This window comes from Cobetia crustatorum, assembly GCF_000591415.1.
Lineage (GTDB): Bacteria > Pseudomonadota > Gammaproteobacteria > Pseudomonadales > Halomonadaceae > Cobetia > Cobetia crustatorum.
In genome coordinates this window covers 1-14,164 of record NZ_JEMF01000045.1, presented here as the reverse complement: position 1 = coordinate 14,164, position 14,164 = coordinate 1, and the positions used below count along the sequence as shown (strand labels likewise).

The following is a 14,164-nucleotide window of genomic DNA, read 5'->3' as shown; positions in this document are numbered from 1 at the left end:
CTCATCCTGACACTGGGGGTTCCTCGACTGTTTTCAAATACCGCTATTCAATAATTTTCACCCCGCTACCGGCAGGAATAAAGCATGAACTTCAATGAATACAAGACGGCAATTCAAACATTTGATGACACAGGACTTTCCAGCCTGGACATTACTGACATATCACTGCCTGAATTAGAAAGCCTTATGGCCGAACAAGATCGATTGATCTCAACTTTAGTTGAGCGAGGTGCCACAATCGCAGGCTGGAAAATAGTCGACAAGAATGACGGAGTCATTATTTCTCCCATCTTTGATTTTCAGGTGCTAGCGACAATAGGCGAAAAAGTGTCTCGTGAAGCTCTGCTTGGCACGGAAACGGAAGTCTGCTTCATGCTGTCAGTGCCGACTTCCGATGGACTCATTGATGAATACGTTGACAACCTGGACACATATGTCGCCGTAGAGCTGATTCGACCCGAAATAAATAATTCAAATCACTCTGCCTGTGATTTTTATTTCAACTACGGGGTGTTGGTCTCACAAGATCCCGCTTGCGGAGAGCTGTCGTTCATCGGTGGAAATCCAAATTACATATTTTCTTTCACGATAGAACAGGCGGCGGTAAAAAAGAGAGAAGTTCTCAAGCAAGGGGTGCTTGAATGCATTCGTCGTGGTTATGGAGGAAAAGACTATTTCTTCATCACGGGGACATTGAATGGACTTGCATCCGCAACGGACTCCATTGGACACAATTCATTAAAATATCATGAAGAAGTACTGATCAGCTTCGATGTCATCTGACACTGTGTTATATTTTTAGCCAGACAACGTCATTTTCATCACCATCAATCAATAATAAAATGCCAGAGACATTGCGTCTCTGGCATCCATGATGGCTACCTATCTCATTTATTCTTGATTGATGCTCAATGCCATCGCTTCAGCAATTTTGATACCGTCTATCGCAGCTGACATAATCCCCCCAGCGTAGCCAGCCCCTTCCCCTGCCGGATACAAACCTTTGGTATTGATACTCTGAAGGCTTTGGTCACGCTTGATACTTATCGGCGCAGAGGTCCGTGTTTCCACTCCCGTCAACAACGCATCTTCAAAAGCGAAACCCTTGATCTTTTTATTGAATGCCGGGATAGCCTCACGGATCGCCTCGATACAGAAATCTGGCAACGCATCTGCAAGGTTGGTCAGCTTGATGCCTGGCTTGAACGAAGGGACGACAGAGCCTAGCGCCTCAGGCGTTTCATTCCTCAAGAAAGCCCCGACTGTTTGTGCTGGCGCATCATAGTTACTGCCGCCCATCACGAAGGCATGGCTTTCCAATTGTCGTTGTAACTCAATCCCTGCCAAAGGACCGCCGGGATAATCAGATGGGTTGATACCCACCACCACAGCACTGTTTGCGTTGCGCTCGTTACGTGAATACTGGCTCATGCCATTGGTCACGACACGGTTCTCTTCTGAAGTAGCCGCCACCACCGTGCCCCCCGGGCACATGCAGAAGCTATACACAGAACGACCGTTCTTGCAGTGATGTACCAGCTTGTAATCAGCAGCACCCAGTATTTCATTACCAGCATTCGGGCCAAAACGTGCTTTATCAATGGCACTTTGTTCGTGTTCGATTCTGAAGCCAATGGAGAAAGGCTTTGCTTCGATATATACCCCTTTGGCATGCAACATTTCAAAGGTATCGCGCGCACTATGGCCAATCGCCAATGCGATGTGCCTGGAGTCAAGGCGCTCACCATCCGCAAGCGTTACGCCAGTGACTTGATTGTTTTCGATATGGAGATCATCAACCCGTGCACTGAATCGAATCTCGCCCCCTAATTCGACAATCTGAGCGCGCATTTTCTCTACCATCGCAACCAGCTTGAATGTGCCGATATGAGGCTTGCTGACGAAGAGAATTTCGTCTGGCGCTCCTGCAGCAACGAACTCATTGAGTACCTTTCGGCTGTATTGCTTCGGGTCTTTGACTTGGCTATAAAGTTTGCCATCCGAGAATGTACCCGCCCCACCTTCTCCAAATTGAACATTGGACTCCGTGTTCAATATCTTCTTGCGCCAGAAGCCAAAGGTGTCCTTGGTTCTCTCGCGCACTTCTTTACCACGTTCTAGAATAATAGGTTTATAGCCCATTTGGGCGAGCAGCAGGCCAGCTAATAAGCCGCAAGGACCAAAACCGATGATAATTGGTCGATCAGTCAATGTGGCTGGCGCTTGAGTGACCGGATGATATTCCAGATCGGGAGTGGCTTTGATTTGCGAATTATTGGCAAAGCGAGCCAATAATTCTTGTTCATTTAAAGCTTCTATGTCCAATGTATAGGTCAGAAGAATACGCGCTTTTTTTCTAGCATCATAGCCGCGACGGAAAATAGAAAAACTCACAAGCTGATCAGATTTAATATCTAAAGTAGACAAGATAACGCGTTCTAACGCGTTATCGTTATGATCTAGAGGTAGCTGAATATTCGTAAGTCTAATCATAGAAAATGGGAGTCTTGAAAGAATGAGGCCATGATGAGCCGGAAGGTGGATAATAGGGCATTTCAAGAGAGAAATCTAAAGCTGCCAGAAACTTGCTTTATTGGCCCTGCCGTACCTCACAGGTACCACAGTGAGGGGCACTTGCTTGCGCTTCCCCCTCGCATCTTCAGCGCCTGCTGCTGGAAAATATTGCATCGCTGCCAGTGGGACACCCGGTGCATGAGGCAGCACACTGGCAAAGACCGTATTCGTGATGATAAGACAAGCCTCTTGAGATCAACGCCAGCCATTTGACAGCCATGTGCCATCTGTCACTAATGGAGGCTAATCTACCCAAGGAGCGCGCTGCATGTTTCTGTTGATCCTGTTTGCCGTCATTGCCATCGGAATCTCGTTTATCTGCTCCGTGCTGGAAGCGGCATTGCTGTCGCTCTCCCCAAGCTATATCGCAAGTCTGAAGGATGAGCATCCCAAGCGGTATGCCGCACTCGCCAAGCTGAAAGACAATATCGACAAACCGCTGGCCGCCATCCTGACGCTCAACACCATTGCACACACGGTGGGTGCTACAGGCGTAGGTGCCCAGGTATCCGTCATCTTTGGTGAAGCCTGGGTCGGTGTGGCATCAGCGGTGATGACACTACTGATTCTGGTTGCCTCCGAAATCATTCCCAAGACCATCGGTGCCACCTACTGGCGTCAGCTCTCCCCCATGCTGCCTCGCGTGCTCAATGTGATGGTATTGGGGTTGAAGCCATTGATCTGGTTATCAGAAATGATCACCTCACGCATCGGCAAGCACGCGCATGACATTGATCTGCGCGGCGAGATAAAAGCACTGGCGCAATTGGGGCTGGAGAAGAAGGCACTGGAAAGTGACGAGCAACGCGTCATTACCAACATCCTTAACTTGCATGAGATCAAGGTGCGCGATGTGATAACGCCGCGGCCGGTATGCCAGACCGTCAGCCCCGAAATGACAGTGGCCGACTTCGATAACCAGCTGGCCAAATGGCCATTCAGTCGCTACCCGGTGATGACAGAGGATGAGCGCGCGTTAGGCATGATTCACCGTGCAGACGTGCATCAGGCTGACCCCGGCACCCAACTCAAGGAATTGATGCGCCCTATCAGCGAAATTCACGCGGAGGATAACGTTGAACACGCCTTCGGCCGCATGCAGCGTGAACGTCAGCATCTGTGTGTCGTCTACGACAATCTCGGCAACTGGCTGGGGGTCATTACGCTGGAAGACGTGATGGAAACGATTCTGGGCGAAGACATCATTGACGAGACGGACAATGTGGCCAACCTTCGCCGCTTTGCTCGCCAGCGCTGGATCAAGCGGATCGGCGCGAAGGGAGAAGCACAGAACGCAACGACCCACTCTGATGCGACCGATGCCACCAAGGATGATGCTCAAACACCCTGATAGGATGTGAAAGGAATGAGTGACTAGCGCTCGCAACGAAAAAGCCCCGTGATCATTGCCTCTTTAAGGCGCTGATCATGGGGCTTTTTCCATCAGGCGACTCAAGCAGGTAAATGCGGCATCTCGATCGATACACTGACCCTACTATTTTTCAGGCTTCAAAACTCTCCACCAGGAAATCAATCAGCACTCTCACCCGCCGCGGCAGGATTGTGGTATCGGGTCGTACGATGAAGAGACTGGTATCCGTGCTTTCGCCTCGCACAGGCGCCAACAATGGGGTCAAGCGCCCCATGTTCACGTCATCAGCAATGAGATAGTGAGGCAGACAGGCAATGCCGCACCCATTGAGACATGCAGCGTGAAGCGCTTCGAGCGAATTGGAGAGAAAGCCGCAGCGCATCTCGGGTAGTGAGCTCAACCCCCATGCATTGAAGCCTCCAGGAAGGTTGAGAATCAGGCTGACATGCTCGGACAGGCTTGACACTGAATGGGGAGTGCCATGATGTGCCAGATAGTCAGGGGACGCACAGATGACTCGGAGATTGGTCGCCAGGCGGCGCGCGATCAATCCGGAGTCCGGCAACGTAGTACTGCGAATCGCAAGATCCATCCCTTCATGAACCATATCGACCACCGCATCTGTCAGCGTCAAGTCGAGGACCACTTCGGGATAGCGCTCCATGAAGCCCAATAACAGCGGCATGATGTGTAGCTTGCCCAGCGCGTTGGAGCAGGAAATACGGATACGCCCCTTGAGTGCGCTACTACCCTCCGTAATTTCCTGTTCCACCGTCCGCAGGCGCTCCATCAAATCCCGGGTTTCCAGGGCGTAGACCTCCCCCGCTTCCGTCAAACGCATCTTGCGCGTAGAACGAACCCATAGCTGAGCGCCAAGACGCTGCTCGAGCAGAGCGATACGCTTGCTGATGGCAGAGTGGGTGATACCCAGCTGCCTGGCAGCCCCAGTGAAGGTGCCAGCATCGAGCACTGCATGAAAGACATCGAGTTCCGTATACGCTTTCATATGTTCCATTTGCTCACATACTCTGTGCCAAGATGATGGATTATCAGCATATTCTGGGTGTGTCATCATGATATCTGTTCCCAATACGCCATCAATACTATTTCTGGAGCTATCTCACGAGATGACATCTCAACCGACGCATTCACGCCTGTTCACGCCCCTGACACTCCCCTGTGGCCGCGTACTGAAGAATCGCATCATCAAGGCCTCGATGTCCGACTCGCTAGGTGATGGTACCGGACATCCGACAGAGACCCAGATGCGCCTCTATGAGCGCTGGGCCGAAGGCGGCGCGGCGGCATCGCTGATTGGCGAAGTACAGCCGGACCATCATCACGCAGAGAAACCGGGCAATCTGGTGCTCAATGACGCATCTAACCTTGAACACTTCAAGGCGCTTGCCGTGCAGGGAAGCCAACATAACACTGGCCTGTGGCTACAACTTGGGCATGCCGGCGCGATGGCTTATCCCCCCACCAGCATCCCGCACGGACCGAGCGCACTCGACGTGCCGGGGCTGAGTTGCCAAGCACTGAGTCTGGAGGATATCAAGGCACTCCCGGGTATCTTTGCACGCACTGCGCGCCTGGCACGGGATACCGGCTTTGGTGGCGTCCAGGTGCATGCCGCGCATGGCTTCCTGCTCAGTCAGTTTCTCTCGCCACTCTTCAATCAGCGCGAGGATGATTACGGCGGCAGCTTGAGAATCGTATGCGCCTGCTCCTCGAAACCATTGCAGCAGTACGTGAGGCTGTGGGTACAGATTTCGTCGTGGCCGTGAAGCTCAACGCCACCGACCAACTAGAAGGCGGCTTCGAGGAAAGCGAAGCGCTGCACGTCATCGCCGCACTGGAACGCACACCCATCGACCTGATCGATATCAGCGGCGGTACCTACTTCCCCGGTGCACGTTCCGCCTCGGATGCCAGTGCTTCCGGTCCCTACTTTGTCGAATTCGCCAAGCGCGCCCGCGAAGTGACTTCCCTGCCACTGATGGCGACCGGCGGCTTCAAGACCCTAGCCCAGGCACAGGCCGCGGTGAATGAGGGGGCGGTCGATATCGTGGGGCTCGCCCGATCGCTGGCACTTGATCCGGCGCTACCTCACCACTGGCAAGCCGGAGAAGGTGTAGAGCCTGAATTGCCACGCTTTGTTTCTCCTCCCGAAGGGAGCGTAACGGCCTGGTATACCCTGCGCCTGACGCAACTGGGCGAGGATAGAGAGCATGAGTCTCTCGGCGAACTGGACGAAGTCCTTGCCGAGTATGAAGCACGTGATGCAGCACGTGCCGAAACATGGCGGGCGCACTTCGTTTTCAGGGATGAGGCTATTGGCTGACGCGTAGCTACAACGGGGTCGATGCCTTGCGTGATGGCATTCCCTAACGCATGTTTCAACTGCTAGGCACGCATATCTAAGCTAGCCCGAAGACTTTATCTCTGAGACGTCGTCATACCCACTCGCGACGTCTCAGAGGCTGTTCAGAGTGTCCTCCTTTCTCTCGAGAAGCTTCTTGACCATGTGCCGGCAAAATCTTGGCGACTCACGGTCAAGGTTACCGAAGATGATATCCATGAGCTGGTGCCCCTCCTTTCCACGATACACATTCTCTTGCCACCATCTTGCGTCTATTCCCTTGGCTCAACCCTACCCTTCTGAAATATGAAGGAAATAACCATCAGCGGTCCCCAAGGCAATCACTACTTTCCTAGCCTGACACAATTTATGCAGCGAATGTTTGGCGCCAATGGGGGTGTCTATAGTTATCTTGCAGGTATATTCAGTGGTAATGATGGCATCAATCTCAAGGTAGATATGGAGGATGTCGATTATAAAAGCACTCATCCACAGACCGTCTATGAAAAGGATGGACTTAACATCACTGCGATGGGAATTCCTCATGGTGATGTCCCTAATCTCGCCTATCGCATTGAGACGTCAGAAGGCACCATCGCTATCTCTGCCGATCAGAATGGTACCAACCCGCACTTCATCGATTTTGCAAAAAACGCAGATACGCTAGTGCTTCCCGCAGCCATTACTGAGGATTTACATGGATTAAATCTACATAGAACAATAGAACCCTCTCTATGACTTGGTATAGAGACATCTACAATGACAAACCCTCACTGATGAAAATTCCAAATAAATGCACTGTTTTTACTGATGATAATTGAATTACATTTTATGATAATTTGAGATAGTTACCTTTTTCTGCGATGATACGCTAACTTGGATATCAACCCCCATACTTGGTTGACAAATCAATCTTTCACGAGATCAATTTCGTGAATATTTTAGTTGTTTTATAACGACTAGAAAAGATGCTTATTGATAGTCTAATTTACACTCTTAAACCCAATTATCACCACCTAACGCAAGGAACCACTAGCAGATATATTGCTTATCGAATTCTATAAATATTCTTGATTAAATTTTTATCAACAGGACAACATACCCATGACAAAACGCATTGCGATCATCGGCGCAGGGCCCAGTGGCCTGGCACAGCTTCGCGCCTTTCAATCTGCCGCTGACAAGGGTATCGACATCCCCGAGATGGTCTGTTTTGAAAAACAGGATGACTGGGGCGGCCTATGGAACTACAGCTGGCGGACAGGATTGGATGCCCATGGTGAGCCTGTCCACGGCAGCATGTACCGCTACCTGTGGTCGAATGGTCCCAAGGAATGTCTCGAATTCGCCGACTATTCCTTTGAAGAACATTTCGATCGGCCCATCGCATCCTATCCGCCACGTGCCGTCATCTTCGATTACATCAAGGGGCGCGTCGAGAAGGCCGGTGTCCGCAAGTACATCCGCTTTGGCTGCCCGGTGCGTCAGGTCACCTTCAATGACGTGACGCAGCTATTCACGGTCAGTGTTCACGATCAGGCTCGCGACGAAGTCACCAGCGAAATATTCGATCACGTCATCGTGGCATCTGGGCACTTCTCGACCCCCAACGTACCGGAATTCGCTGGATTCTCGGAGTTCAATGGCCGCATTCTCCATGCACACGACTTCCGTGACGCTCTGGAATTCAAAGGCAAGGATCTCCTGCTGATTGGCAGCAGCTATTCCGCCGAAGATATCGGCTCGCAATGCTACAAGTACGGTGCGCGCAGTATCACCACCAGCTATCGCACCGCTCCGATGGGCTTTGCCTGGCCGGATAACTGGGAAGAAAAGCCACTGCTGTTGAAGGTCGAGAACGATACCGCCTACTTCAAGGATGGTAGTAGCAAGTACATCGACGCCATAATCCTGTGCACCGGTTATCTGCATCACTTCCCGTTCCTCGACGACTCCCTGTGTCTCAAGACAGACAACCGCATGTGGCCGCTGGGCCTCTACAAGGGTGTGGTGTGGGAAGAGAACCCACGTCTGTTCTATCTCGGCATGCAGGACCAGTGGTACACCTTCAACATGTTCGATGCGCAGGCCTGGTGGGTACGTGACGTGATTCTCGATGGCATCGCCCTGCCCTCAGTAGATGAAATGCAGGCGGATAGCCTGGCATGGCGTGCCCGCGAGGAAGCGCTTGATGACGATGAGTCGATGATCCTCTTCCAGGGGGATTACGTGAAATCATTGATTGGTGAGACCGATTATCCGAGTTTCGATATCGATGGCGTCAACCGCACCTTCCTCGAGTGGGAGCATCATAAGCACGAGAACATCATGACCTTCCGTGACTACTCGTATCGCTCACTGATGACCGGCACACTGGCCCCCAAGCATCACACGCCGTGGCTTGAGGCGATGGATGATTCGCTGGAAACCTATCTGGCGCAACCACAGCACACGCCCGTAAATAATGCTGCGGCCAAGACAGAGGAAGCCACCTTGGTCGATGTCTGATACTTGCAAGGAAGACACACGAACGCCGCCGGGCTGCCCCGACGCGTTCGTGTGTTGAACCAGATAATGGATCAAAAAGGCTTCTTCAAGCAGCGCGCATTACCACGATACGCGTCACGCTGACTGAAGGAGCCTCTCTGTTTTCTCCGCTGCCCTGCCGATTGCTCTGCTTGCCACCACGCTGATAACTGCCTTTCCCTTTGCGAGCCTTGACGATGCGTTGCTTGAACATCGGAGTTCGCAATGCCGCCTTGAGAGCGTTGTCTTGCACCTTGCGCTTGTGTGTCATCTGTCGGTATCTCCTGAAAAAATCCTGTACGCCTCATCCCTGCGGTTCAGAAAATACCCAAGGAATGAACGCTGTGACTATATCCTTCGCAGGCGCAAATGCAACGCCCTCTATTACTTACTCTTTACTACCCTCTACTGCTCTTGTTACTAAAAGCGCCCCTGCCATTGGAAGGCAGGGGCGCTTTCGCTCTCACTCTCACTCACAGAGAAGCAGCATGACGATGCTTAAAGACTCAGTCCCTAGATGCTTCGTGAGAGAGCTCCATGATCATTCGGGTCGTCAGATACAGGCGCGGCACCACGCTATCCGTCAGCACAAACTCTTCATCGCTGTGATAACGCCCACCCACAAGGCCTAAAGACTCCAGCACCGCGGGGCCATCGGCATCCGCGTGGTAGGCATAGGCTGCATCAGTCCCCCCGCCGATCTCAACTGCCTGAAGATTCAGGCCGAGCTCCTGGTAAATCTTCTGAGCTTGCTCAGCAAGCATCTGACTTTCAGGGTTTGCAGGAAGTGGTGGACGGCCTTTTTCAAGACGGAATTCTACCTCGGTACCCTCAACCCGCTGGTGCTCGGTAATCTTCTGAGCCTCATTCAGAACGCGCTCGTACTCGCCGCTATCGAAATAGCGCATATCCCCTTCTGCCGTAGCATGCTCGGGGATGATATTGCGCTTGGTGCCACCTTCAACAACCGTCCAGTTGAGCGTCGTCTTCTTGTCTGGATCACCAAGCTCATCCAGCTGCAGCAATTGGTGAGACAACTCCATGATGGCATTGCGGCCTTTTTCGGGCGCTCCACCGGCATGCGATGCACGACCTTTCACCTCGAGGAAGGCGTAATTGATGCCTTTGGTGACAACAGTGACGGCATCCACACCTTCATCGGCAAAGGTGGGTTCGAACACCAGCACAGCATCCTGATCCGCAGATAACTTGTGAATCAGGTCATGTGACCCGGGCGAGCCTTTCTCCTCGTCTGGGTTGAACACCACCGTGACCTGACCATAGTCATCAAAATCAAGAGACTTGAGCGCTTCAAGACTATGCAGAATCACGGCTACGCCGCCCTTGGCATCTCCTACTCCCGGGCCATACGCTCGCCCATCTTCAATATGGAAAGGCCGTTGCTTGGCTGCACCTTCGTTAAAGACGGTGTCGTAATGGATCATCAACATGATATTGCGGTCACCATCACCTTGTAGCCGGCCAACGAGGGTATTGCCCCCATAAGTCTTGGCAGGATACGTCTCCACTTCTGCACCAAGCGCCTTGAGATGCTTGGTCAGCAGTGCCTCAACATCACTCAGACCCGTACTGTACCCTGTGCCTGAATCAACATTGACCAACGTTTCCAAGGTTTGTAGCAAAGGCTGTTGTTGTTGTTCCACAGCCTTCTGGATATCCTGATGTGAGGCAGCCTGCGCGCTCACGCTACCCATGGCGCATGACAGCCCCATGGCGAGAATCGAGAATCTCATTCATATCTCCGGTTTTTTATTATATAAGCGACACTGAAGGTAAGCTCAGCGCTAGTAAAACGCAAACAGGCATATCAGCTCGATGGATCATCACTCATGGATGAACGGACGGTTTCCCAAGGCTGTGCTACTGCCAACATTGTCTTCATATAAAGCACTGATAAAAAACATCTCTCAGACACGCATCCGAACTCTTCGAGTCGCTGGAAACCCCACGTCACTGCGCCATCAATCACCGCTAGGTGAGAATCATCGAGAAGTAACCCCCGATCAACGCCAGTACCGTGGTGAGTGCGTAACTCACGGGATAAGGCACGGCAGCGATAGAGCTTCCTGATTCTTCGATGATGGCGTTCAAGCCAGGTGTACTGTTGCGGCCGCCCGTTGTGGCGCCATCTGCAATGATGGAGTTGAGTCCAAAGAATTTGATTCCCACCCAAAAGGCAATGAATGGCGGCAATAGTGCACCCACCGTCCCGATCAGCGCCAACCAGAGGATGGTGTCACCACCCAAGGCAGAAATGACCTTGGGTCCAACATTCGCGGACAGCACTGCCACAAAGGCGTTGAGCCCGAAATCCTGCAGAAAGCTACGCGCTCCTTCGTGTACCGGACCGCCAAACTCGGGATTGCGACTGCGGAAGTAACTCACCCCCACACCAGCCAGAATACATCCCGCTGACGTACCAAGAGAGAAAGGAATGCCAGAGATATGTACGGTGACAATACCGACCAGATACCCCACCAACATGGCGAGCGCCAGATACAGTACTTCAGATTTCAGTGTGGGCAGAATGGCGTGACCGCCAATGTGTCTTGCCGCCGCTTTCAGGGCGATATCCGGCCCTGTCACACGAAGCACGTCACCGACTAGCATTGTGCTCGCCGGACCTACCGGTAGCTCATTCCCCGCTCTGAACAGCGCTTGAACCTCGACACCCGCCGTTCCATGGCGCGCAAGCTCTTCGAAGGTCTTGCCGGTGATCGCTCGGGAGGTCACGTGGATATCTGCCACCTCCAGCATGACATTGCGTGCAAGCGAACTATCTGACTCCGGCCCTATCAACTCATCCTCTTCCAGAATCAAGTCATGGACATTGGCACGCACTGTCACAATGTCATTTCTGGTAATGACGGGATCGTTCTCAAGGTCGAGGATTGCGCCATCGCGCACGACACGCAAGATGGGGACCTTCGGAAAATCATGGGCCAATTGCGATAGCGTGCGTCCGTCGAATTTGTCATGGGTCACGACAAAAGCACGCAGATCATAGGGCGAAAATCCCATCGTCAAGGCGTGTGGTGCTCCCGGCACCGGATGCTGAGCCCCACCACTGTATTCAGCCTCGGCAATGATGGCATCGGCTTTCGCATCACGACCAAACATGCGTGGCAGGTAGCGGATCAACAGGATGATACCGATACTCGATAGCACATAGCTGATGGCATACGCTGCTGCCATGTTGGCGCCAACCTCTTCGATCGTCATCCCGACGGGAGGGACATAGGCACCACTGGACAATGCCCCTTGGCCAACACCAAGAATTGCAGTAATCGTGTAGCTTCCCGAAATAAGCCCTGTCGCATACCCTGGGGCCAAACCGACCAACATGGCACCAAAGTAGCAAATCACCCAGTTCAACACCCACACGATGATGCCGATCCCCATGAACGCCAAACCGCCTTTGCGGAGCCCAGAGAAAAACTGAGGGCCGACTTTCAGTCCAAGCGCGTACATGAACAGCAAGAGCATAAAGGATGACAATATCCCGGGGATTGAATAGGTAATCCCATAGATGGCTTCAGCCGACATCGAGATGATGATGCCTACCAGCAAAGTGCCTGCGGTAGAACCCAGCGAGATACCTTTGATATTCAACTTGCCAATCAATGCACCGAGTGCAAGCGCAAGAAGCACAAAGGCGATTGGCTGGTGGTGTAGCAACTGAAAGAAACCGTGCGCGCCTGTTTCCACTACAGGCTCTATTCTGTCGAATATCTGACCTATCACGCGCCTCTCCTCAAACATCTTGCGGTACTGGGCCATCGCTGGCCCAGTAGCAAAAAAACAAGGGATGAAAAACAAGACGAACCATCGCAGGAATAGATTCGTCGTGTAATTTTCCATGCTTACCCGTGATGGAACCCCGGTTTGGCGCTTGAGTTCGGAATGGGGTTCTGTGTCAGATGTTCGATGCCACGCTTTATATCATCCAGTAATAAATGTGCCAGATCACGACTTACGCCATGGCGTATCAGAATGCGCTGCACAACGACTTCCTGGCGATTTGAAGGCAATGGATAAGAAGCAATCTGCCAACCACGCATTCTCACACGCTCGGAAAGATCGTAAAGCGTATAGCCATGGTCACCCTCGGTCAGCTTGTAGGCGACAGCAGGCAAGCCACCATGACCGTCATAGACCATCTCGAAAGGCCCTATTTTTGCCAATTCCTTGCCTAACCATTGCGCCGTATCAGAACAGGCTTGCTGAATGGCGGCAAAACCATCTCGGCCAAGACGCAAGAAGTTGTAATACTGCGCAATTATCTCGCCACCAGGTCGGGAGAAATTAAGTGCAAAGGTCGGCATATTACCGCCAAGGTAATCAACATTGAAAATAAGCTCTTCCGGCAGGTCTTCCTTGGATGACCAGATTATCCAGCCCACCCCAAGCGGAGCCAATCCGTATTTGTGACCTGACGCATTGATGGAACGTACGCGATCCAGCTGGAAATCCCAGACGAGATCACGTTGGATGAAGGGGGCAATAAAACCGCCAGAAGCCGCATCGACATGAATAGGAATATCCAGACCAAGATCTCGTTGCATGGCGTCCAGCTCATGAGCTAGCGCTGCGACGGGCTCATAGATACCCGTGAAGGTCACGCCGAGCGTCGCCACGACACCAATCGTATTCTCATCACAATACTTTCTGAGATCTCCTGGCTTTAACCCGAGTGCTTCACCTTCGAGGGGGACTTCTCTGATTTCAACATCGAAATAGCGCGCAAATTTCTTCCAGCAGATCTGCACAGGCCCGGTGACAATATTCGGCTGGCTGACATCTTTGCCCTCTGCTTCACGCTTCTTGCGCCACTTCCACTTGAATGCCAGGCCACCCAGCATGGCCGCTTCACTTGAGCCCGTGGTGGAGCACCCTATCGTTTGCCATGATTTCGGCGCATGCCACAGGTCCGCCAGAATATGCACGCAACGATTTTCAAGCTCAGCAGTTTGCGGGTACTCATCCTTGTCGATCATGTTCTTGTCGATGGAATCCGTCATCAACTGCTTCACTTCATCATCTATCCAGGTGGTACAGAACGTCGCGAGATTCTGGCGAGCATTACCGTCCAACAAGAGCTCATCACGGATGAAGGAGTACGCCGCGTGGGGCTCGGTCCGATTCTCGGGTATCCGGTATTTTGGCAGGCTTCTATTGGACGCATCCGTCGCATAGATGTCCCGAAGGCTAGATTGATCATCTGCATTAATATGGTGAATAGGCATTCTTATACTTCCTCTTGGAATGTACGTGCGTAAACAACAAAAAGGCTCTTCGACGTTTCATGT

The 14,164-nt window shown here is 52.2% G+C and carries 10 protein-coding genes and 1 pseudogene; 5 read left to right on the top strand and 6 right to left on the bottom strand.

The genetic code is table 11. From position 1 onward, the window contains the following. The first annotated feature begins 84 nt into the window (after positions 1–84). Positions 85–783: a hypothetical protein gene (locus tag BF12_RS0110640; protein ID WP_024952263.1), complete on the top strand. Its 699-nt coding sequence runs from the start codon at positions 85–87 to the stop codon at positions 781–783. 108 nt (positions 784–891) lie between these two features. Here BF12_RS0110640 and BF12_RS0110635 read toward each other — a convergent pair whose 3' ends face one another. Next, positions 892–2,493, bottom strand: a complete 1,602-nt coding sequence (locus tag BF12_RS0110635) for an NAD(P)/FAD-dependent oxidoreductase (RefSeq protein ID WP_024952262.1) — start codon at positions 2,491–2,493, stop codon at positions 892–894. Between the two features lie 349 nt (positions 2,494–2,842). Here BF12_RS0110635 and BF12_RS0110630 point away from each other — a divergent pair, with 349 nt between their 5' ends. Then, positions 2,843–3,925: a CNNM domain-containing protein gene (locus BF12_RS0110630; RefSeq protein WP_024952261.1), complete on the top strand. Its 1,083-nt coding sequence runs from the start codon at positions 2,843–2,845 to the stop codon at positions 3,923–3,925. A gap of 151 nt (positions 3,926–4,076) precedes the next feature. Here BF12_RS0110630 and BF12_RS0110625 read toward each other — a convergent pair whose 3' ends face one another. Next, positions 4,077–4,952, bottom strand: coding sequence for a LysR family transcriptional regulator (locus BF12_RS0110625; RefSeq protein ID WP_024952260.1), 876 nt, complete (start codon positions 4,950–4,952; stop codon positions 4,077–4,079). A 67-nt stretch (positions 4,953–5,019) separates the two neighbouring features. Between BF12_RS0110625 and BF12_RS23570 the strand changes: the two are divergent. The 3 genes and pseudogenes from BF12_RS23570 (at position 5,020) to BF12_RS0110605 (ending at position 8,816) form a co-directional block, all read left to right on the top strand. Further along, positions 5,020–6,290: pseudogene (locus BF12_RS23570) on the top strand (oxidoreductase). 387 nt (positions 6,291–6,677) lie between these two features. Further along, positions 6,678–7,046: an MBL fold metallo-hydrolase gene (locus BF12_RS22030; protein ID WP_141103651.1), complete on the top strand. Its 369-nt coding sequence runs from the start codon at positions 6,678–6,680 to the stop codon at positions 7,044–7,046. Positions 7,047–7,412: 366 nt separating this feature from the next. Further along, a complete protein-coding gene (locus BF12_RS0110605) occupies positions 7,413–8,816 on the top strand; it encodes a trimethylamine monooxygenase (RefSeq protein ID WP_024952258.1) in 1,404 nt (467 codons plus the stop codon). An 85-nt stretch (positions 8,817–8,901) separates the two neighbouring features. On the opposite strand, the gene arfA is transcribed toward BF12_RS0110605, so the two are convergent. The 4 genes from arfA to gad form a co-directional block, all read right to left on the bottom strand. After that, on the bottom strand, positions 8,902–9,105 hold the full coding sequence (arfA, locus tag BF12_RS0110600) for an alternative ribosome rescue factor ArfA (protein WP_024952257.1): 204 nt from the start codon (positions 9,103–9,105) through the stop codon (positions 8,902–8,904). A 235-nt stretch (positions 9,106–9,340) separates the two neighbouring features. Then, positions 9,341–10,588 (bottom strand): glutamate carboxypeptidase, encoded by a 1,248-nt coding sequence (locus BF12_RS0110595; protein ID WP_024952256.1) that lies wholly within the window; start codon positions 10,586–10,588, stop codon positions 9,341–9,343. A gap of 238 nt (positions 10,589–10,826) precedes the next feature. Then, entirely contained in the window at positions 10,827–12,599 is a 1,773-nt protein-coding gene (locus BF12_RS0110590) for an aspartate:alanine exchanger family transporter (RefSeq protein ID WP_246116532.1), read from the bottom strand. A 119-nt stretch (positions 12,600–12,718) separates the two neighbouring features. Further along, positions 12,719–14,101 (bottom strand): glutamate decarboxylase, encoded by a 1,383-nt coding sequence (gene gad, locus BF12_RS0110585; RefSeq protein WP_024952254.1) that lies wholly within the window; start codon positions 14,099–14,101, stop codon positions 12,719–12,721. Between the last annotated feature and the right edge of the window lie 63 nt (positions 14,102–14,164).